The organism is Aromatoleum sp., from assembly GCF_035254505.1.
Classification (GTDB): Bacteria; Pseudomonadota; Gammaproteobacteria; order Burkholderiales; family Rhodocyclaceae; genus Aromatoleum.
Window position 1 is genome coordinate 70,684 of the sequence record NZ_DATFAO010000109.1, and the last position, 21,575, is coordinate 92,258.

18 protein-coding genes are annotated in these 21,575 nt (G+C 66.4%); 13 read left to right on the plus strand and 5 right to left on the minus strand.

Annotated features, from left to right (window positions below; translation table 11 throughout):
* Positions 1–8 precede the first annotated feature (8 nt).
* The 9 genes from VJ673_RS23995 to VJ673_RS24035 all read left to right on the plus strand — a co-directional run bounded on the left by VJ673_RS23995 (position 9) and on the right by VJ673_RS24035 (position 9,632).
* Positions 9–827: an HpcH/HpaI aldolase/citrate lyase family protein gene (locus VJ673_RS23995; protein WP_324128704.1), complete on the plus strand. Its 819-nt coding sequence runs from the start codon at positions 9–11 to the stop codon at positions 825–827.
* A gap of 59 nt (positions 828–886) precedes the next feature.
* Positions 887–2,245 (plus strand): class-II fumarase/aspartase family protein, encoded by a 1,359-nt coding sequence (locus VJ673_RS24000; protein ID WP_324128705.1) that lies wholly within the window; start codon positions 887–889, stop codon positions 2,243–2,245.
* The gene (locus tag VJ673_RS24005) at positions 2,242–2,400 is read left to right on the plus strand and encodes a hypothetical protein (RefSeq protein WP_324128706.1); all 159 of its coding nucleotides are present in this window, start codon (positions 2,242–2,244) and stop codon (positions 2,398–2,400) included. Before VJ673_RS24000 ends, VJ673_RS24005 begins: the two co-directional genes overlap by 4 nt.
* A gap of 51 nt (positions 2,401–2,451) precedes the next feature.
* Positions 2,452–3,408, plus strand: coding sequence for a LysR family transcriptional regulator (locus VJ673_RS24010; RefSeq protein ID WP_324128707.1), 957 nt, complete (start codon positions 2,452–2,454; stop codon positions 3,406–3,408).
* 105 nt (positions 3,409–3,513) lie between these two features.
* Positions 3,514–4,941 carry an FAD-dependent tricarballylate dehydrogenase TcuA gene (gene tcuA / locus VJ673_RS24015; protein WP_324128708.1) on the plus strand — a complete coding sequence of 476 codons (1,428 nt, stop codon included), beginning with the start codon at positions 3,514–3,516 and terminating at the stop codon, positions 4,939–4,941.
* Positions 4,928–6,088 (plus strand): tricarballylate utilization 4Fe-4S protein TcuB, encoded by a 1,161-nt coding sequence (gene tcuB / locus VJ673_RS24020; RefSeq protein ID WP_324128709.1) that lies wholly within the window; start codon positions 4,928–4,930, stop codon positions 6,086–6,088. Before tcuA ends, tcuB begins: the two co-directional genes overlap by 14 nt.
* A complete protein-coding gene (locus tag VJ673_RS24025; RefSeq protein ID WP_324128710.1) occupies positions 6,088–7,434 on the plus strand; it encodes an MFS transporter in 1,347 nt (448 codons plus the stop codon). Before tcuB ends, VJ673_RS24025 begins: the two co-directional genes overlap by 1 nt.
* A gap of 12 nt (positions 7,435–7,446) precedes the next feature.
* Entirely contained in the window at positions 7,447–8,436 is a 990-nt protein-coding gene (locus VJ673_RS24030; protein WP_324128711.1) for a D-2-hydroxyacid dehydrogenase family protein, read from the plus strand.
* A 98-nt stretch (positions 8,437–8,534) separates the two neighbouring features.
* Positions 8,535–9,632, plus strand: a complete 1,098-nt coding sequence (locus VJ673_RS24035) for a 4-oxalomesaconate tautomerase (protein WP_324128712.1) — start codon at positions 8,535–8,537, stop codon at positions 9,630–9,632.
* Positions 9,633–9,650: 18 nt separating this feature from the next.
* Here the strand turns inward: VJ673_RS24035 and VJ673_RS24040 are convergent, their stop codons facing one another.
* Positions 9,651–10,910 carry a CobW family GTP-binding protein gene (locus VJ673_RS24040; RefSeq protein ID WP_324128713.1) on the minus strand — a complete coding sequence of 420 codons (1,260 nt, stop codon included), beginning with the start codon at positions 10,908–10,910 and terminating at the stop codon, positions 9,651–9,653.
* A gap of 425 nt (positions 10,911–11,335) precedes the next feature.
* Between VJ673_RS24040 and VJ673_RS24045 the strand changes: the two genes are divergently transcribed.
* Positions 11,336–13,669 carry a putative bifunctional diguanylate cyclase/phosphodiesterase gene (locus VJ673_RS24045; protein WP_324128714.1) on the plus strand — a complete coding sequence of 778 codons (2,334 nt, stop codon included), beginning with the start codon at positions 11,336–11,338 and terminating at the stop codon, positions 13,667–13,669.
* A 260-nt stretch (positions 13,670–13,929) separates the two neighbouring features.
* A complete protein-coding gene (locus VJ673_RS24050) occupies positions 13,930–14,250 on the plus strand; it encodes a hypothetical protein (protein ID WP_324128715.1) in 321 nt (106 codons plus the stop codon).
* 22 nt (positions 14,251–14,272) lie between these two features.
* Here the strand turns inward: VJ673_RS24050 and VJ673_RS24055 are convergent, their stop codons facing one another.
* Genes VJ673_RS24055 through VJ673_RS24070 form a run of 4 tightly spaced genes read right to left on the minus strand, consistent with a single transcriptional unit; the run spans position 14,273 to position 17,734 of the window.
* Positions 14,273–14,653: a Lin0512 family protein gene (locus VJ673_RS24055; protein ID WP_324128716.1), complete on the minus strand. Its 381-nt coding sequence runs from the start codon at positions 14,651–14,653 to the stop codon at positions 14,273–14,275.
* Positions 14,646–14,999 (minus strand): Lin0512 family protein, encoded by a 354-nt coding sequence (locus tag VJ673_RS24060; RefSeq protein ID WP_324128717.1) that lies wholly within the window; start codon positions 14,997–14,999, stop codon positions 14,646–14,648. The genes VJ673_RS24055 and VJ673_RS24060 overlap by 8 nt, the downstream gene beginning before the upstream one ends.
* Before the next feature lie 33 nt (positions 15,000–15,032).
* Positions 15,033–16,760, minus strand: coding sequence for a cobaltochelatase CobT-related protein (locus VJ673_RS24065; RefSeq protein ID WP_324128718.1), 1,728 nt, complete (start codon positions 16,758–16,760; stop codon positions 15,033–15,035).
* Positions 16,760–17,734 (minus strand): AAA family ATPase, encoded by a 975-nt coding sequence (locus VJ673_RS24070; protein WP_324128719.1) that lies wholly within the window; start codon positions 17,732–17,734, stop codon positions 16,760–16,762. The genes VJ673_RS24065 and VJ673_RS24070 overlap by 1 nt, the downstream gene beginning before the upstream one ends.
* 228 nt (positions 17,735–17,962) lie before the next feature.
* On the opposite strand from VJ673_RS24070, the gene VJ673_RS24075 reads away from it, so the two are divergent.
* Positions 17,963–19,390, plus strand: a complete 1,428-nt coding sequence (locus tag VJ673_RS24075; protein ID WP_324128720.1) for an amino acid permease — start codon at positions 17,963–17,965, stop codon at positions 19,388–19,390.
* Between the two features lie 384 nt (positions 19,391–19,774).
* On the plus strand, positions 19,775–21,575 hold a 1,801-nt coding region (xsc, locus tag VJ673_RS24080), incomplete at its 3' end, for a sulfoacetaldehyde acetyltransferase (RefSeq protein ID WP_324128721.1).

Here is a 21,575-nt window from a genome sequence, read left to right on the forward strand (position 1 = left end):
GAACCGTCATGCAGATGCCGATCACCTATCTCTTCGTGCCGGGAAACCGGCCTGAACGCTTCGACAAGGCCTTCGCGGCCGGTGCGGGAGCGATCGTCCTCGACCTCGAGGATGCGGTCGCGCCTGCCGACAAGGCGCGCGCACGCGATGCGATCGCCGACTGGTTTCCGTCTCGCGTCGAACACGCGGCCAGGGTAGTGGTGCGCATCAACGACACCCAGTCCGATTGGTTTGAGGACGACCTCGCGCTGCTGAAGGAACTGGGTGTCGCGCAGGTCATGCTGCCGAAAACCGAGTGGCCGGCCCAGGTTGCGCAGGTCCTCAGTGCGCTGGGCTCGCTGCCGCGCGTGCTGCCACTGATCGAGACCGCGCGCGGGGTGCGCAATGTTGACGAGATCGCCGCGGCCGAGGGCGTGCAGCGCCTGGTTTTTGGCACTCTCGACTACGCCGTGGACCTCGATCTGTCGGGCGACGAAATGGGCCTCGTCTATCCGTCCGCCCGCATCGCAATTGCGTCGCGTTGCGCGGAGCTTGCCGCGCCGGTCGCCGGGGTCACTCCCGGCATCGACGACGAGGCGCGCATCGCGGCGGATTTCGCTTTCGCGCGGTCCTTCGGCTTCGGCGGCAAGCTGTGCATCCATCCAAAACAGGTCGCCGTGATCCACGCCGCTTGCCGCCCGTCGGCAGCGGAGAAGGACTGGGCCGAGCGGGTGCTCGCTGCCGCTGCCGCATCCGACGGTGCGGTGCAGCTCGACGGAAAGATGATCGACCGGCCGGTGGTGCTCAAGGCACAGGCGATCCTCGCACGCTGCACAGACGGCGCTTAGCCCTGAATCGCCAAGCATTCAAACGAATTAACGCTTTTAAACTTCCAGGAGAATCCGCCATGGGCGCGAGCATCATCGACTCAAGCATCTTCGGCAACATTTTCAGCACCGACGCCATGCGTCAGGTGTGGTCCGACCGCAACCGCACGGAAAAGTATCTCGACATCGAGCGTGCGCTCGCCGTGGTACAGGGCCGGCTGGGCATCATCCCGCAGGAAGCCGCCGACGAGATCGTCAGGAACTGCGATATCGACAAGATCGACATGGACAAGCTGCGTGAGCAGACCGAGCGCATCGGCTATCCGGTGCTCGGCGTCGTCTCCCAGCTCAATGCAGTGTGCCGCGACAAACTCGGCGAGTACTGCCACTGGGGCGCGACCACGCAGGACATCACCGATACGGCGACCGTGCTGCAGATGCGCGAAGGCCTGGCGATCATCGACGGCGAATTGAAGGCCATCTCGGATGCGCTGGCCGATCTGTCGCGCCGCTACCGGGATACACCAGTAATCGGCCGCAGCAACCTGCAGCAGGCGATCCCCGTCACCTTCGGCTTCAAGACCGCCGCGATCCTCGCCGGCATCGAGCGTCACCGCGAGCGCCTCGCGCAGCTCAAGCCCCGGGTGCTGATGGGTGAGTTCGGCGGTGCCTGCGGCACGCTCGCGTCGATCGAGCAGGGCGCGATGGAGACCCAGGCCGGCCTGATGGCCGAACTCGGGCTCGCGCAGCCGGATATCGCCTGGCACACCGTGCGCGACACGATCGCCGAGGTCGGCGCCTTCCTTGGACTCGTCGGTGGCTCGCTCGGCAAGATCGCGATGGACGTCAAGCTGATGATGCAGCACGAGGTGGCCGAGGTGTATGAACCCTTCCACCCCGGCCGCGGTTCGAGCAGCACCATGCCGCAGAAGCGCAACCCGATTTCTAGCTGTTACATCCACGCCGCCGTCTCGGTCGTGCGCCAGCACGCCGCGGCCCTGATGGACGCGATGATTGCCGACCACGAGCGCTCGACCGGCCCGTGGGAGATCGAGTGGATCGCCTTGCCCGAGGCGTTCTGCCTCCTCGCCGGCGCACTCAAGCAGACGCGCTTCGTACTCGAGGGCCTCGAGGTCGATCCGGCGAAGATGCGCGCGAACATCGACATCACCAACGGACTCGTGATGTCCGAGGCAGTGATGATGGGCCTCGGTCCCTACATCGGCCGCGAGTACGCGCACGACTTGGTGTATGACCTGTGCCGCGAGGCGATCCGCACGAACCGCCCGCTCCTCGACATCCTCGCCGAGCATCCCGAGATCAATGTCCATCTGGACCGCGCCGCGCTCGCGCGCCTGTGCGACCCGGCGAACTACCTCGGCCAGGCGGGGGTGATGGTCGACAAGGTGCTGCAGCGCGCAGCGGGAGCGGCGCGATGATTGAGGCGGCGACGCGGATTCCGGAGCAGCGGGGCGAGCCGTTCGGTGGCCGGGTGCCGCCCGCCCGCGCGTCGACACCCGAGGGCAAGCGCGCGCCGGACAGAGGTGACGACCGCGACGAACTCGCGGATGTCGCAGTGCTGAGCACAAACTAGCGCTGCGGCGACCCGCGGCGCGGCGAGAAGTCGCAAACGGAGGGCCACGCCATGGAACTCAGACAGCTGCGTTACCTGGTGCGCACGATCGAGCTCGGCAGCATCAGCCAGGCTGCGCTCGATCTGGGGATCGCGCAATCTGCGGTTAGCCTGCAGATTCAGCGTCTCGAAGGCGAACTCGCGACGCGACTGTTGCAGCGTACGGCGTCCGGGGTGATGCCGACCGATGCCGGCATCGCCTTCCTGGCGCATGCCCAGCTTGCATTGCGCCATGCGGAGGAGGCTGCGACGGCTGCTCAGCAGTCGCGCCTGTCGGGCATCGTCAGCGTCGGCCTCGCGCCGTCGACGTCCGGCGTGCTCGGCTTTCCGCTGATCGAAGCGATGCGCGAGCACTACCCGGACATACGCATGCATCTCGTCGAGGGCATGTCCGGTCATCTCGGGCAGATGCTGAATGGCCGCGAACTCGATCTCGCCGTTCTGTTCGACATCGGGGCTGCGCGCCGGTGCAGCGTGCTGCCCTTGCTGGAGGAGCGCATATTTTTTATCTGCGCTGCGGACGCACGCCCTGCAGCCTTGCCGACCCGGATTGCGGAAATCGTCGACGTACCGCTCGTGCTGCCGACACACCGCCACGGCCTGCGGCGGGTCATCGACGCCGCTTTCACATCGTTCGGCGTGCGCCCCGCTGTCATCGCCGAAGTGGATTCACTCTACGTGTTGATGGACATGGTCGCGCGCGGTATGGCGGCGACGCTTCAGCCCTGGGCCGCGCTCGCTCGCCAGTCCGATGCGGCGTCATGCCTGCACTGGAGCGAGATCACGGACGAGGGGACGTCCCGCCGGAATCTGCTATGCAGCCTGTCCGACGACGAACTGTCACCCGCCGCGCTGGCGACGCGCGGAATGGTGACGCGGGTGGCGCGGCATCTCGTCGACTCGGGGCGCTGGAATGGGGTTTCGGGTAGCCATCTCGATTCGAGATGGGGCGATATCGGAGCGGCTTAGGGCAGGGGGCGCGCCAGACGCAATAGTGGAGCCGTCGACGTGCAGAGGCCCCCGGATTGCGGTGGGCGCACGACGAGGAACCAGCCCCGAATGGAGTTCAGGACAATGAGACAAGACACCTCGAGCACGCCCGACGTGCTCGTCATCGGCGGCGGCAATGCAGCCCTGTGCGCCGCGCTGACCGCCCGCGAGGCGGGCGCCTCGGTGCTGCTGCTGGAAGCCGCACCGCGCGAATGGCGTGGCGGCAACTCGAGCCACACGCGCAATCTGCGCTGCATGCACGATGCCCCGCAGGACGTCCTCACCGACGCCTATCCCGAAGAGGAGTTCTGGCAGGACCTCAAGAAGGTGACCGGTGGCCGCACCGACGAGCGGCTCGCGCGGCTGGCGATCCGCGAGTCCTCGCGCTGCCGCGACTGGATGCGCAAACATGGCGTGCATTTCCAGCCCTCGCTGTCGGGCACGCTGCATCTGTCGCGCACCAACGCCTTCTTCATGGGCGGCGGGAAAGCGCTCGTGAATGCCTATTACCGCAGCGCCGAAGCGTTGGGGGTGCGTATCCGCTACGAGGCGCCGGTGGATCGACTGGAAGTGGTCGACGGCGAGTTCCGTGCCGCATGGATCGGACAGGAACGCATCGCGGCGCGCTCCTGCGTGCTCGCAGCCGGCGGCTTCGAATCCAACCGTGAATGGCTGCGCGAAGCCTGGGGACAGAACGCCGACGGTGAGTGGCCGGCGGACAACTTTGCGATCCGCGGCACGCGCTTCAACCGCGGTATGCTGCTGAAAGCGATGATGGAGGCCGGGGCGGACACGATCGGCGATCCCTCGCAATCGCACTGCGTCGCGGTCGATGCGCGCGCGCCGCTCTACGACGGCGGGATCTGCACACGCATCGACTGCGTGTCGCTCGGCATTGTCGTCAACAAGCACGCGCAGCGCTTCTACGACGAGGGCGAAGATTTCTGGCCCAAGCGCTATGCAATCTGGGGGCGGCTCGTCGCCCAGCAGCCGGGCCAGGTCGGGTTCTCGGTGATCGATTCAAAGGCCGTTGGGCGTTTCATGCCCCCCGTGTTCCCCGGTGCGAAGTCCGAATCGATCGAAGGTCTCGCCCGCCAGCTCGGTCTCGACGAGCAGGCTTTCGTGCGCACCGTGCGCGACTACAACGCCGCGTGCCGCGTCGGCACTTTCGACCACACCGTGCTCGACGACTGCCATACGGACGGCGTGAGTCCGGCCAAGACGCACTGGGCCTTGCCGCTCGATAAGCCGCCTTTTTACGGTTACGCGCTCAAGCCCGGCATCACCTTCACCTACCTCGGCATCAAGGTCGATGAACGGGCGGCCGCGCACTTCAAGGGCGAACCGAGCCGCAATCTCTTCGTTGCCGGCGAGATGATGGCCGGCAACGTGCTCGGGCAGGGCTACACCGCCGGCGTCGGGATGACGATCGGCACGGTATTCGGTCGTATCGCGGGCGCTTCGGCCGCCGCGGCGACCAGGAAGGAAGGAGTCGACCATGCAGCAGCTTGAAGCCCTGCTCCGCGAAGCGAGCGATCTCGCCGCGGGCGTCGTCGTGCCCAGCGCCGCGGAAGCCGAAGTCGAACGCGTGATGAAGATCTGCAATGCCTGCCGCTACTGCGAAGGCTTTTGCGCGGTGTTCCCGGCGATGACGCGTCGGCTCGAATTCGCCCAGGCCGACATCCATTACCTCGCCAACCTGTGCCACAACTGCGGCGCGTGCCTGCACGCGTGCCAGTACGCGCCGCCGCACGAGTTCGCGGTCAACATCCCGCAGGCGATGGCGAAGGTGCGCGGGCAGACCTACTCGGACTTCGCGTGGCCGAGCAGTCTCGGCACGCTCTACCGCAATAACGGGCTCACGGTCGCGCTGGCGCTCGCGGTCGGCCTCGCGCTCTTCCTCGTGATGGCCCTGGCCAAGAACGGCACGCTGTTCCATGCTCCGCTCGCCGGCGATTTCTACGCGATCTTTCCGCACAACCTGCTGGTGTCGATGTTCGGGCCGGTGTTCCTGTTCGTCGCGGTGGCGCTGGGCCTGGGCGTCGCGAAGTTCTGGCGTGGGATCTCGGCGGGGGACCCCAATGCCGCGGCGATCGCCGAGACCGCGCACGACGTGCTCAAGCTCAAGTACCTCGACGGCGGACACGGGCAAGGCTGCCCGAACGCGGACGACGCCAGCACCCTCGCGCGCCGCCGCTTCCACCACCTGACTTTCTACGGGTTCATGCTGTGCTTTGCGGCGACGAGTGTGGCGACGATCTACCACTACGTCTTCGGCTGGGAGGCGCCTTACGCGCTGACAAGTCTGCCCGTCGTGCTCGGCACCCTTGGCGGGATCGGCTTGTTGGTCGGCCCCGCGGGGCTGCTATGGCTCAACCTGCGGCGCAACGCGCAGCACGGGGACGCCGCGCAGAAACCGATGGACCGCGGCTTCATCGCGCTGTTGCTGCTCACCAGCGCCACGGGCCTCGCGCTGCTCGCAGGACGCGACACCGGAGCGATGGCGCTCCTCCTTGCCGCACATCTCGGCGCGGTGATGGCGCTGTTCCTGACGATGCCCTATGGCAAGTTCGCGCACGGAATCTTTCGCACCGCCGCGCTGCTGAAATGGGCCATCGAGAAGCGCGCGCCCAACCCGGTCGGCGTCGGCAGCGAGTGATGCCGGTGCCCCCGAATCCGATCGGCGAAGCGAGCGCGACCGCGCGTCCCGCGTCCGGTCGGTCCTGGCGCGCACTGCGTCATCGCAACTATCGGCTCTACTTCTGCGGCCAGTCGGTGTCGCTGCTGGGCAGCTGGACGCAGCAGGTGGCACTCGGCTGGCTCGTCTATCGCCTCACGGACTCGGCCGCACTGCTCGGCATCGTCGCGTTCCTCGCCCAGGCGCCGCAACTCGTCATCGCCCCGTTCGCCGGCATCGTCATCGACCGTGTGGAGCGCAAACGCCTGATGCTGCTCGTGCAGTTCCTGATGCTGGTCCAGGCGGGCTTCCTCGCGGTTTCGACCTTTTGGGGCTGGATCACCCCGCTGCAGATCCTGGTCGCGTCGGCATCGCTGGGCATCCTCAACAGCTTCGACGCGCCGCTTCGACATGCGCTCGCTGCACCGCTGATCTCCGACCCGGACGATCTGCCGAACGCGATCGCGTTGAACTCGCTGATCTTCAACACGGCCCGCTTCGTCGGACCGCCCGTGGCCGGTGCCGTGCTCGCGCTGACTTCGGAGGCGGCGTGCTTCGCCTTGAATACCCTGTCCTTCGTCGCCGTGATTGCCGCACTGCTGTGCATCCGCGTCCCGCACCGTCCGGCCGTCGCGGCCCCGTTCGGCACCGCGCTGCGGGAGGGCTTGGAGTTCGTGCGGAAAAGTCTGCCGGTCAGCAGGCTGCTGATGCAGGTCGCGCTGCTCAACTTCCTGGCCGCGAGCTATGTGCCCCTGATGCCGGTTTTCGCCCGCGACGTCTTCCACGGCGGGCCGGACACGCTCGGAATGCTTCTCGGCAGCGCGGGCGCCGGTGCCCTGTGTGCGTCCGTGAATCTCGTGATGCGCCGCTCCGTGAGGGGACTCACCGGTGTAATTGCCGCGGGAAACCTGCTCGCGGCATTGGCGCTCATCGGATTCGCATTGTCCGGCACGCTCTGGCTGGGCGCAGGGATGTTGTTCCTGATCGGCTTCGGGGTCATCACCGGTAACGCGTCGAGCAACACGGTGCTGCAGACGATCCTGCCCGACGGACTGAGAGGCCGTGTGCTGGCCTTGTACACCGCCGCCAACCTCGGCGCGGCCGCCATCGGAAGCCTGCTTGCAGGGATCCTCGCCGACCACGCGGGTGCCGAAGCGACAGAACTTGTTGCGGGCGTGGCGCTGCTGCTCGCAAGCCTGCATTTCCGGCTGGGGCTGGAATTCCTGCGCATGCATTTGCGCCCCATCTATGCCGCGCTCGGAATCCGCCACCCTGACGTGCCCGGAGGCGACGCCGCCCCGGCCACCCGAAAACCCTGCAGCAGCTAGAGGAGAAATATGATGAGGGTGACTGTTCTCGACGATTATCAGGGCGTGGTGCCGCGTCTCAATGCGACCAGGGAGCTCGCGGACATGCCGATAAGCCTCCACACGCTCACGGAACGCCTCGCCGACGAGGACGGGCTGATCGCCGCGCTGCAGGATACGGATTGCCTGGTGCTGATTCGCGAGCGTACCCGGATCACCGCCCGGGTCGTCGAGGCGCTGCCGCGGCTGAAACTGATCGTCCAGACCGGCCGGCTTTCCGGCTGTATCGATCTCGATGCGTGCAGCCGGCGCGGCGTCGAAGTCCGCGACGGCAGCGGCAATCCGGTCGCGCCGGCCGAGCTGACCTGGGCGCTGATCCTTGCCGCGTCGCGCCGCTTGCTGCCCTACGCCCGCCATCTGTCGCAAGGGCAGTGGCAGCGCAGCTCCGCGCAGATCGAGGACGAACGGCTCGGACGGGCCATGCATGGCCGCACGCTCGGCGTCTGGTCGCTCGGCAAGATCGGCAGCCGCGTCGCGGCCATCGGGCGGGCCTTTGGGATGCGCGTCCTCGTGCATGGGCGCGAGCAATCGCGCGAGGCGGCGGCGAGCGCCGGCTATGAGTTCATCGCCGCCCGCAGCGAGTTCCTCGCGCAGCTCGACGTCCTGACGCTGCATCTGCGGCTCGGCCCCGACACGCGCCACCTGATCGGCGCCGATGATCTTGCGGCGATGCGTCCGGATGCCTTGCTGGTCAACACCAGCCGCGCCGAACTGCTCGCGCCGGGCGCCCTGCTCGACGCGCTCGCCCGTGGCCGGCCGGGCGCGGCTGCGCTGGACGTCTTCGAGGACGAGCCGGACGGCGCGGCGCCTTACCTGAACCACCCGGCGATCCTGTGCACCCCGCACCTTGGCTTCGTTGATCAGGATACCTACGAGGCCTACTTTCGCGAGGCGTTCGCGCATGTGCGGCGATTCGTGGAAGGGGCTCAGGGGGCGCCCGGTCGAGAGGCCGGTGCGGCATAGGAATGCGAAAAACGCATGAATCGAAGCCATTATTGCATTTCAGGTTCTTCCGTCATGCCTCCAGAATGGCCCCATCGTACACATGAAGGAACGCTGCCATGATGCTGACCATCCCTTGCACGCTAATGCGCGGCGGCACGTCGAAGGGGCCGTACTTTCACGCCAAGGATCTCCCCGTCGAGCCCGCAGAGCGTGATCGGGTACTGCTTGCGGCGATGGGTTCGCCCCATGCGCGCCAGATTGACGGCATCGGCGGCGGCGACACGCTGACAAGCAAGGTCGTCATCGTGAGCCCGTCGACGCGATCCGACATCGACATCGAATACCTCTTCGCCCAGGTATCGGTGGAAACAGCGACGGTCGACACGACGCCCAACTGCGGCAACATGCTCGCCGGCGTCGGGCCCTTCGCCATCGAGAACGGACTCGTCTCCGCGACCGACCCCGTCACGACCCTGCGCATCCTCAACGTGAACACCGGCAAGGTCGTCGAAGCCGTGATCCAGACGCCGGGCGGCCGCGTGACCTATGACGGCCTCGCGCGGATCGACGGCGTGCCCGGCAGTGCGGCGCCGATCCAACTGAATTTCCGCGACGCGGCGGGCGCCAAGACCGGCCGTCTCTTGCCGACCGGGAGGCACGTCGATGTCATCGATGGCGTCGAGGTCTCCTGCATCGACTTCTCGACCCCGCTCGTCTTCGTGCCCGCCGAAGCGATGGGAAAGACCGGCTACGAGACCAAAGCCGAACTCGATGCGGACCGAAAACTCAAGGCTCGACTCGAATCGATCCGCCTCCAGATCGCGCTGCGGGCCGGGCTCGGCGACGTGCGTGACAAGGTCTTGCCGAAGATCGCGTTGGTTGCGTCGCCGCAGCGCGGGGGAGTGATCGCCTCACGTTATTTCACCCCATGGAACTGCCATTCGGCCTATGCGGTGACCGGGGCGCTATGCCTTTCTGCCGCGAGCATCATTCCCGGCTCCGTGGTTCACCAGCTCGCTCGGCCCAAGGCAAATGACCCTCATCTGGTGACCATTGAGCAGCCTGCCGGGACGCTGGACATCCGGCTCGACGTTGACGCGCGGGATGCAGATGGCGTCCCTCTGATTCGTTCCGCGGGCCTGATCCGGACCGCTCGCCCGCTGTTCCGGGGAGCCGTTCATGTCCCCCTGTGCGTGTCGGACCGCGCCGCATAGGTGTGACGGAAGGGCGTCCTACAGGGCGGCCCTGAAGCGCTTCGGTTGTACGATCCAGCCATCCACCTTGAGGTGTGACGGCGCACACATGGGCACGCGCTCGTTGAGCCAGCAACGTGTCGGCAGAAGCGGCATTGCGGCGACGGCGCGCACGGCGGCGGCACCGCGCGGGAGGTCCGCGAGCGCGGCGCGGATTGCCGCTTCGTCCCTGTCCGCCAGATCGCGCACGATGAACACGAGACGTCCGCGCCGGTCTTCGAACGGACTTTGTTCCGGCCATCCCGGAAGGCGCAGCGGTGGGTAGGCCACGTTTTGCACGCAGTGGACGACCATCGGGGTGTCCTCGATGCCGGCGACACTCACGAGGCCCTTGACCCGCAGGACGCGAGGGCCGTAAGCGACAAGGATGTGCCCCATCGCGGCGGCGAAGCCGTACCAGCCCGTGGGTTCGTCGAAGTCGACGACAAAGCTGCGTACGCGCTCGTCGTGCCGCTTCGGTGCCGGATGCGGGGGGGGGAGGGCGCCCTTGCGCCACGCCATCGGTGCCGGGACAACCTGCATCGCGCGGGCCGCCTCCTCGCCGAGCCAGGTCGTGACATCGGGCAGCTTGCCGTCTGGCGTGTAGACGCCGCCGCCAAATATCGCGTCTGCGTCGACGCGTCCATGCCGAACCGCGACGCGAGGCGCCGCCGGATTCAGCTCGGCAAGTGCCGCTTCGAGCCTCGCCCGCGTTGCGGTGTCACACTGGTCGCTCTTGCTGATCAGCAGCCGGTCGGCCATCGCGACCTGGCGCACGGCTTCCGTGTGGTCCGCGAGCTGCCGCAAGCCATGCGTCGCATCGACCACCGTCACGACCCCGTCGCATACGTAGCGCGCGGAGATAAAGGCGTGCTCCATCAGCGTGTAGATGACCGGCACCGGGTCCGCGAGGCCGGTCGTCTCGATCAGTACCCTCGTCACCGGCGGGATCTCGCGCCGGGAACTGCGCACCGAAAGATCCTTCAGCGCTTTCGCGAGATCGCCCTGCATGCTGCAGCACAGGCAGCCGGAGTCGAGGATCATCAATGTTTCGTCGACTCGCTCGACCAGGTGATGGTCGATCCCGACTTCGCCGAATTCGTTGATCAGCACCGCCGCGCCCGCCATCTCCGGCTGCTTCATCAGGTGGTTGAGCAGCGTGGTTTTGCCGGCCCCGAGAAAGCCGGTCAGGACGGTGACGGGAATGCGCTCGATCGTCTTCGCGCGGGAGCCCGGGGCTCCCTGATTGGTACTAAGCATGGATCTGCCTCGATTTCTGTCTATGGTGTTCTCCCATTTAGCAAGTCCTGCACCCACGCGGGCGTGCGCACGCAGCCCTTACGCGTGGGGCGGCGCGCGGGAATCTCAGGGCTGGAACGGCCGGGAACCGGACGGCGCGCGTCGCACATTCGGACAGTGGGCGACGGCCTGTGTGACGACGTAACGAGAGCGGCCGCCCAACCGGCTGCCCGGCTCGCGCGATGCTTTTCAAACTACGACATAAGTCATAGGATGAATCGCCCCCGCTTCGCAGTGGAGTCCACCGCCGGGACGCCGTGCTTTCCACGCGGGACGAGCGGTGCTACACCGACAGTAACGAGGAGCCCGGGCCGGCGAGCCCGGCAGACACGAGGAGACGGCGCGTGCGGATCAATGGCTTATCGCGTCCAAGGAACAATCCCCAGGTGAAGGCGGCCTGGGAGCGCTTTCTTGGGGGCGAAAGCCATGTCGCAGCCGGCGTGCTGCGAGGCGTCATCGACGATTCGTGGCGGCGCTGCCTGTTTGTGCATGTGGATCCGGGCCGTGGCGCGGCCCCGCAGCGGGTGGCGCTGGAAGAGCTGGAGGCCTTGCGTGCGCGCAATGAACGTCTGATGGCGGCAAGCGCGCCCTTTCTCGTCCAGTCGCGTGCTTATCTCGCACAGACAGGCGCCGTGATTATCCTCACCGATCCGGAAGGCGTCGTGCTCGACGTCGAAGGCGATCCGCGCATCCGCGAATCGATCGCCGCGTTCGGGATGCTTCCAGGCAACAACTGGAGCGAGGCGAGCATCGGCACCAATGCAATCGGCACCGCACTGGCGTCGGGCCTCGCGCTGCAGGTGCACGGCGCCGAGCACTTCTGCGAGCCGATCCAGCGCTGGACCTGCTCGGCGACACCGATTCGCGATCCGCTCGACGGTTCCACGGTCGGCGTGCTCGACATCACCGGCTTGGGCCGCGACTACTCGCCGCAGAATCTGCCGCTGGTCGTGACGACCGCGAATAGCATCGAGAATCGCCTGGCGCAGATGGAACTGGAGCTGCGCTTCCTGTTGCTCGAAGCGAGCGTCGTACGGCTTGCGGGGGCCGGCGCAGTGATGGTTTTCGATCTGCGCGGGCGCTTGGTGAAGGCCAACGAGCGCGCCGCGCCGGTGCTGGCAGCAAGGGGCGTCATGCTCTCGGCAGATACCCGTATTTCCATCGAGGGATGCTCGCCGCCGGAGGCGAGCGTCGCGTTGCCGGAATCGCTGCTGGTCGATTCTGTCGAGCCGGTCATGCGCGGCCGCGCGCTCTTGGGCTACGTCGTTTCGCTGCCCGAAGGGGTCATCTCGCGGTCGCCTTCGCCGGCAGCAGTCCTGCCTGCGTCGCCGCCGACCCGCTCCGTGCGGGAGGTCCGCGAGCGCTCCGGCGAAGGGGGAGCGGCCACGGTGGACGAATTGCAGCGGCGGCTGGAGTTCCTCAGCACGCGCGATAGCCTCACGGGACTGGCAAACCGCAGTTCGCTGAGCGAACGGCTTGCCGACTGCCTCGACGAAGCACGCCGGACGGGCGAACGTGTCGCGGTGCTATTGATCGATCTCGACAACTTCAAGCATATCAACGACACGCTCGGCCACGAGTTCGGCGATCTGCTGCTCGAACAGGTCGCCGATCGTCTCAGGCGCTGCCTGTGCAGGGGACACACGCTCGCGCGCATCGGCGGTGACGAATTCGCCGCGATCCTGCGGGGCGGCAGCGCCGACGAGGTGCGGCGGCTGGTCGCGCAGACGCTCGAATACCTGTCGGCCTCGTTCTGTATCCGTGAGCAGGAAGTGTTCGCAGCGGCGAGCATCGGCGTCAGCATCTTTCCCGCCGATGGCGACTCAGCGTCGGCCCTGCTGAAGAATGCCGATACCGCGCTGCACGAAGCGAAGGTGCTGGGCCGCAATCGCAGCCAGTTCTTCGCCTCGCGAATGCAGATCGAGGTGCAGACCCGGATGAACCTCGAGACGGGACTGCGCGCAGCGCTCGACAGCGACCGTTTCCGCGTCGTCTACCAGCCGCAACATGCCCTCGAAGGTGGCGCACTCGTCGGCGCCGAAGCGCTGCTGCGCTGGCACGACCCGGCGCTCGGCGACGTGCCGCCAGGGCGCTTCATCCCCGCGGCCGAGGAAGCCGGCCTGATCGTCGCGATCAACCGGATGGTGATGGCGAAGGTGCTGGCACAGATTGCGTTGTGGCGCATGCGCGGTCTGGCTCCGCCGCGGATCTCGATCAACGTCGCCGCCCAGGAGCTGCGCGATCCGGACTTCGTGGACCAGTTGTGCGAGCAGCTCGAATGCCAGGGCGTGCCGGCGGAGGCGATCTGCCTGGAACTGACGGAGGGGACGCTGCTGGAAGATATCGAGGGCACGGCGCAAACGTTCGCCAGCCTCAGGCAGCGGGGCATCGCCGTGAGTATCGACGATTTCGGCACCGGCTACTCCTCGCTGTCCTACCTCACGCGCCTGCCGGTGCATGAACTCAAGGTCGACCAGAGTTTCGTGCAGGGCATCGCCGGCGAAGCGGGCAAGCGGTCGATCATCACAGCGATCGTCGAGATGGCCCACGCCCTGGGCATCGAGGTGCTGGCCGAAGGCATCGAGACCGAGTCGCAGCTCGCCTTCCTGAAGGAGCGGCATTGCGAGATGGGGCAGGGCTACCTCTTCCATCGTCCGCTCGGGCCGGATGAGTTCGAGAAGCTGATCCATCCGGCGGTGTCGGCACCGGTGCTGTCGTGACGGTTTTCCGTAAAGCTCCTCGGTAGTCTGCCCTCACCGCGACATCCGAAAGGTGATCGCGCAGGCGACGCAGTGGGTGCAGAAGCGCAAGCCGGCATTGCTCTGACGCGAGGGCTGGGTGCTGCGGCTGCAGCGCCGCCCGGCTATCCCGCGCCGCCAGCGCTTCATATATGAGAATTCGGCCTAAGAATATGGGTCTTTAATAACCGGCTGCTGTTATATCCTCCCGTCACGTCATGTGAATCGTGAAGGGGACCCCGATGCTGGATCTGCTTGGTGCCGCGGCGCTGGTGGTCGCTTTCCTGTTCGTACTGTATTTCGCCAACCGGCAACGCATGCAGGAAGGGCTCGCGTGGCTGGAAACCCAGCCTGAGAATGTTGCCCGCCTCTACCTCAGGGTGACCTCCGAAGTCGACGCCTACTGGCTCCACGTGCAGATGAAGGACGGCAAAAAGCGCCTGATCGCCGCGCCGTGGGAGCTCGAGGAAACCCTGCGCAGGCTCGAGCCCTTGGGGCTGCGACTTGCGGAGAACGATCGTGCCCTGGTCGAAGCGGCCTTGCGGGACAGGGCCCCGGCCTAGCACGCCCGCCCGGGAGGGGCCGTCAGCCGGCTTCGTGCGCTTCGCTCAGGCGCCACTCCCCGGCCTCGATCGGCAGGAAGGCCGCGACCGCCGCGGTCGCCACGACGTGGGTCGTGTCCTGCTCCGGATCGTGGACATTGAGCCCGCCGAACACCACCGTCACTTCGGCCTTGCCGCGCGGAAGCTCCGCCGCGACGAGCGCCGCGTCGACCTTGTCCGGCTCCTGCACTCCGATCGTCACCTGCACGCGCATGTCGCGGTGGTCGTAGCCGAGGCTGCGGAAAAGCACGATCGACGAGTGATGCAGGGCGTCCTGCACCGCGCGGCATGCAGCCTTGGTGTAGTCGCCGCCGTAGAGGTCGTTGCCGGTGCCCAGTTCGAGGATGATGCGTTTTTCAGCCATGGGCGCGCTCCAGGTCGAAGGACACGACGATCGCGACGTTCGCGACCACGGTGACGCCGCTGCCGTCCGCCTTGGCGACGTCCAGCCCGCCCGGCACGAGCTTGAAGGTCGGCTTGCCGTACGGGAAGATGCCGACGAGCTCGGACGTGTCGACCGCCTCAGGCTTCTGCACGCCGATCTCGACGTCGATCAGCATCTCCTCGCGCGGAAAGTCGAACGCGCTCGCGACGTTGAGCGAGTTGTGCCACAGGGCATCGCGGATCGCCCGCGCCGCCGCCTGGGTGTAGTCCTGGCTGCGGATCGACGTCCCCATGCCGAACTGCACGGCCATTCGGGTCTTTGCCATGTCTGTCGTATCTCCTGTCGAAGTTTGGCGGAATCAGCGTCGGTGCCGTCCGCCGATGAGTTGCACGATCTCGCCGAAGAGGTCGTTTTCGAGCCCCTGCGTCATGTCGGTTGCGAGGTTGCGGCGGTAGAAGGGGCTGAGGTCCAAGCCGACGCCGAGCCCGAGGATCTCCACCGCGCCTTGGCGTTCGTGCCGCGCGACGACGTCCTTGAGGTGATTGTCCAGATAGAAGGCGTCGTTGGCGAGGCCGGTTGCGCTGTCCGAGGGGCAGCCGTCCGAGATCACGACCAGGATGCGCCGCGCCTCGGGCCGCGCGAGCAGGCGGTTGCACGCCCAGTCGACCGCCTCGCCGTCGATGCCTTCACGGAAGAGATCGGCCTTCAGCAAGGCGGCGATGTCGCTGCGCGCGCGCCGCCACGCACGCTCCGCGTCCTTGAACACCATGTGGCAGACCACGTTGAGTCGCCCCGGGTGGGGTGGGCGGCCATGGCTCATCCACTCGCGGTAGGCGCGGCCGCCGTTCCATGCGCCGGTCGTGAAGCCGAGGAGCTCGGTGCGGGCGCCGGTCATTTCGAGCGCGCGGATCAGCAGGTCGAGCATTACCGCGACCGACTCGACGTGCGTCTTCATCGAGCCCGAGCAATCGACGAGAAAGCTCACGACGCAATCCGACCGGGCGACGAAACGCTCCTGCCGGAACACGCGCCGTTCGGCAGGCGAGCTGATCACCTGCGCGAGCCGGCGGCCGTCGATGTGCCCTTCCTCTTCGCCGAAGCGCCATCCATCGCGCACCGGCGTCGCGAGCACGGCGGCGAGCATGCGCCCGAGGCGGGGCAGGTTCACCCCCTGCTCGGCGATGCGCCGGTCGATCCGCTCGCGGTATTCACGCAAGAGCGTCCGGCGTACGAGGGAAGCCGCCGCGACCTCGGTGTCGTAGCGCGTTGTATAGACGCGGTAGGTGAGGGCAGCGTCCTCGAAGGCCTTGCTCGTACCGGTCGTCGCCGCAGCGATGCCGTCGTCCGTCTCGTTGCCGTCGTCGAAGTCGAGCAGCAGGGCGAAGCCGCGTTTCTCGTCCTGGTCGATCGGTTCGTCTTCGTCGCCCTCCGATTCGGCCCGGGCGGCGCGCACCTGCTCGCCGACGATGCGGGCGATCGCCAGCGCGTGCGACGCGAACGCCCGTTGATCGCCGCGATGGCGTCGGATGCCCGCGAGCGCCGTTCCCATCGCCGAGACGAGCGACATTCGCGTGCTCTCGATGTAATCCTCGGTCTCTTCGAGCACGCGGTGTGCCGTGAGCCGTGACCAGCACATCTGCGCGACCGTGTAGAGCAGGATGCCGACGCTGCCTTCCGTCAGCCCCGAGCGGTAGAAGGCGCGCGACCAGTTCTCGAAGCGCCGGCGCAGGTTGGCGCCCATGCCCGCCATCTCGCCGGGCGCGAGCGTCTCGACGCGCAGCTGTTCCAGCAGTTCGAAGACGAGCCGCTCGACGGGATCGTCGGGGCAAAGACTGCGATGCAGCGCCGCATCCGAATGCAGCAGCCGCAGCGCCGCGCCGTCCGCCGCCGCACGGCAGTCGCCGAAATCGTCCTCGGCGGGATCGACGCGGAGATGCGGCGCGTGCTGAGGCAGGGCGCGCTCACCGGCGTAGAGCCGCCGTCCGCGGTAATGCAGACGTGCATCGCCCGTCAGCGCGCGCAGCGTCGCCGCGCACAACTCCTCGACCTTCTGTTGACGCTTCGCACGCTGCTGCGCGGTTCGCATCACGCCGCCTCGCGCATCCAGGACTCGTCGAGCTCCTCGCCGAAGCAGCGCTGGTAGTACTCGGCGACGATGGGCCGCTCGACCTCGTCGCACTTGTTGAGGAAGGAGAGGCGGAACGCGAGCGCCGGATTGCGGAAGATCTCGCAGTTCTCCGCCCAGGTAATCACCGTACGCGGCGACATCAGCGTCGACAGGTCGCCGGCAGCGAAGCCCTTTCGCGTCAGATCCGCGACCGCGACCATCGCCTCGACGAGGCGTCGCCCGTGTTCGCTCGCCTTCGCGGGCACACGTGCGAGCACGATCGCGGCTTCCTCGTCGCGCGGCAGGTAATTCAGCGCCGCGACGATGTTCCAGCGGTCGATCTGCGCGTGGTTGAGCACTTGCGTGCCGTGATAGAGGCCAGTCTGGTTGCCCAGGCCCACGGTGTTCGAGGTCGCGAACAGCCGGAAGAAGGGATGCGGGCGGATCACGCGATTCTGGTCGAGCAGCGTGAATTTGCCGTCGCGTTCGAGGATGCGCTGGATCACGAACATCACGTCGGGGCGCCCCGCGTCGTATTCGTCGAAGATCAGCGCGACCGGCCGCTGCAGCGCCCAGGGCACGATGCCTTCCTGGAATTCTGTCACCTGTTGGCCATCGCGCACGACGATCGCATCCTTGCCGACGAGGTCGAGCCGGCTGATATGACCGTCGAGATTCACGCGCACGCAAGGCCAGTTGAGCCGCGCGGCGACCTGCTCGATGTGCGTCGATTTCCCCGTCCCGTGCAGGCCCTGGACCATCACCCGGCGGTCGCGCGTGAAGCCCGCGAGGATCGCGAGCGTCACGTCCGGATTGAAGCGGTAGGCCTCGTCGATTTCCGGGACATGGTCATCGCGCCCGCTGAAGGCTGGCACCTTCAGGTCCGAATCGATTCCGAACAGCGAGCGGACCGAAACGAGCTGGTCAGGGGTGTCGAGGGTAAGTTCGGTCACGGCGGTCTCCTGAAGGTCAAGGCGAAGCCATGATAGCGATGTTCAAATAAAAGATACAACACGTTCCGAAAAATGAAACTGCAACTTGACTTGCGTCGAAACGCATCCTAGAGTGGGATAACAAAAATAAATCGGAACATAAAATTCCGAAAACGAGTTCCGGGGCAAGGACGGCGGGATAAGACCGCCGCCTCTCAAAAACCGTATCCAATCCGGAGGAGACAAGCTGTGAAAAGTGAAGTAGGGCATTCGAAAGGGCTGCAGCACAGCCTCAAGCAACGCCACATGACGATGATCGCGCTCGGCGGCGTGATCGGCGCGGGGCTGTTCGTCGGCAGCGGGGTGGTGATCAAGTCGGCGGGCCCCGCCGCCGTGTTGTCCTTTCTGCTCACGGGCGGGCTCGTCGTGCTCGTGATGCGCATGCTGGGCGAGATGGCCGTGGCGATGCCCGGCGTCGGCGCCTTCTACGAATTTGCCCGCACTGCGTGGTCGGACCGGCCTGCCCTGGGCGATCTCGCCGGCTTCCTCACCGGCTGGATGTACTGGTACTTCTGGGTCATCGTCGTCGCGCTCGAAGCGGTGGCCGGCGCGGATCTGGTCCGTTACTGGCTTCCCGACGTGCCGTCCTGGATGATCAGTCTCGGGCTGCTCGTGACACTGACGCTGACGAACCTGATCTCGGTGAAGTCCTTCGGTGAGTTCGAGTTCTGGTTCGCATCGATCAAGGTCGCGGCGATCGTAGTGTTTCTCTTCCTCGGCGGGCTCTACATCTGCGGCCTGTGGCCGAACGCGACGATCGGCATTACCAATCTGACGGCCCACGGCGGCTTCATGCCGAACGGCATCGTGCCGGTGCTGACCGGTGCGGTTGCGGCAACCGGCTTCTACTTCGGTGCCGAGATCGTCACCGTCGCCGCAGCCGAAACGGCGGAGCCCGAGCGCGCAGTCGCGAAGGCAACGAACTCCGTGATCACCCGCGTGCTGTTCTTCTACGTCGGATCGGTCTTGCTCGTCGTATGCCTCGTACCGTGGAACTCGACCGGCATGGCGACGCCCTACGTCAGCGCCCTCAACGCGATCGGCATCCCGGCCGCGGCGCAGATCATGAACGCGATCGTGCTGACGGCCGTGCTGTCGGCCCTGAACTCCGGCCTCTACGCCTCCTCGCGCATGCTCTTCGCGCTGACCCGTCGCGGCGACGCCCCGCAAGGGCTTGCCAAGCTGAGCCGCAACGGCGTACCGGTGCGCGCGATCCTGCTCGGCACGCTGTTCGGCTACGCCGCAGTCGTGATGTCCTACGTCTCGCCCGACACCGTCTTCGCCTTCCTCGTCAATTCCTACGGCACCGTCGCGATCTTCGTCTATGTGTCGATCGCCGTCTCGCAGCTTCGCCTGCGTGCGCGTCTCGAAAGGGAAAACCCGGGGTGCCTGCGTGTGAAGATGTGGGCCTATCCCTACCTCACCTGGGTCGCGATCGTAGGCATGCTGGCGATCGTCGTCGCGATGGCCTTCATCCCCGACCAGCGCACGCCGCTGCTGCTCGGCATCGTCAGCCTCGGCATCCTCCTCGCGGTGTATGGCTTGAGGGGCCTTTGGCGGGGAAAGTCCGAGCTGGCCCCGGTCCTGCCGGAGGCACCCGCCTTCCGTAAGCTGTAATTCCTCTCCCCGTCGCGCGAAGCGAAGCCGCCGCTTCGCTTCGCCGCATGGCCTTCGACTTCCGTGCCGGTCGTGCCGTCCTTCGACAGGTTCCGGGCGAACGGGGGTCTTTGCTCGCCGCGTCCGTTTCATAACGGACGAGCCTCTCTCACGGGCACTTCCGCCCGACCAGCTTCCCTGTTCGTCGCCGCTCTCACGCATCGCTGGAGAGGCGTTTTCATTTCTGAATTTCAAATAAAGAGACGAAAAGTTCAGAAATACGAAATTTATGTTGACGAGCAAAAAACGCCGACGTACATTTTATTCAAGTATCGAATTTCGGAACAAATCATACCGAAATCGATATTTGAATAATCCAGAATTCTCGACAAGGAGACAGCACCAATGAGCGATCAAGACAAGCGCACGGTCGTCAGCGGCCCGCACAAGATGACCCCCTCGGAAGCCTTCGTGGAGACCATGGTCGCCAACGGCGTCACCGACATGTTCGGGATCATGGGTTCGGCCTTCATGGACGCGATGGACATCTTCGCCCCGGCCGGCATCCGGCTGATCCCCGTGGTGCACGAGCAGGGCGCCGGCCACATGGCCGACGGCTTCTCCCGCGTCTCCGGCCGCCACGGCGTGGTGATCGGCCAGAACGGCCCCGGCATCAGCAACTGCGTGACCTCGATCGCGGCGGCCTACTGGGCGCACAGTCCGGTCGTGATCGTGACCCCCGAGACCGGCACGACGACGATGGGCCTCGGCGGTTTCCAGGAATGCAAACAGCTGCCGATGTTCCAGGAATTCACCAAGTACCAGGGCCACGTCACCCATCCGGCGCGGATGGCCGAATACACCGGCCGCTGCTTCGACCGCGCAATGAGCGAAATGGGCCCGACCCAGCTCAACATCCCGCGCGACTACTTCTACGGCGAGATCACCTGCGAGATCCCCAAGCCCAGCCGCCTCGACCGCGGCGCGGGCGGCGAGAAGAGCCTGAATGAGGCGGCCGAGATCCTCGCAACGGCGAAATTCCCGGTGATCATCTCCGGCGGCGGCGTCGTGATGGCCGACGCGGTCGAGGAGTGCAAGGCGCTCGCCGAACGCCTCGGCGCCCCGGTCGTGAACAGCTACCTGCACAACGACTCCTTCCCCGCGAGCCATCCGCTGTGGTGCGGCCCGCTCGGCTACCAGGGCTCGAAGGCGGCGATGAAGCTGATGAGCCAGGCCGACGTCGTGATCGCGCTCGGCTCCCGCCTCGGGCCCTTCGGCACGCTGCCGCAGCACGGCATGGACTACTGGCCGAAGACCGCCAAGATCATCCAGATCGACGCCGACAACAAGATGCTCGGCCTGGTGAAGAAGATCTCCGTGGGCATTTGCGGCGACGCGAAGGCCTCGGCAATCGCGCTGACTCAGCGTCTCGCGAATCGCGCCCTCGAATGCGACGCGACCAAGGCCCAGCGCGCCGAGAAGATCGCCGCCGAGAAGGCCGCCTGGGAGCGCGAGCTCGACGAATGGACGCACGAGCGCGATCCCTTCAGCCTCGACATGATCGAGGAGAACGCGAAGGAAAAGACCTTCAACGGCGGCCATTACCTGCATCCGCGCCAGGTGCTGCGCGAGCTCGAAAAGGCGATGCCGCCGGACGTGATGGTGTCGACCGACATCGGCAACATCAACTCGGTCGCCAACAGCTACCTGCGCTTCGAAAAGCCGCGCAGCTTCTTCGCCGCGATGAGCTTCGGCAACTGCGGCTACGCGTTTCCGACGATCGTCGGCGCCAAGGTCGCGGCGCCGGCGCGCCCGGCGATCGCGTACGTCGGCGACGGCGCGTGGGGAATGAGCTTCGGCGAGCTCCAGACGTGCGTCCGCGAGCAAATCCCGGTGACCGCCGTCGTCTTCAACAACGGCCAGTGGGGCGCGGAGAAGAAGAACCACGTGGACTTCTACTCGCGCCGCTTCCAGGGCGTGGAGCTCGAGAACCCGAGCTGGGCGGCGGTCGCGAAGTCGTTCGGCTGCGAGGGGGTGGTGGTCGACAAGGTGGGCGACGTCGGGCAGGCGTTGCAGGAATCGGTGCGCCGCCAGGCCGACGGCCGGGCGACGGTGATCGAGATGATGGTCACGAAGGAGCTGGGCGACCCGTTCCGCCGCGACGCGCTCTCCAAGCCCGTGCGCCACCTCGCGAAATACAAGTCCT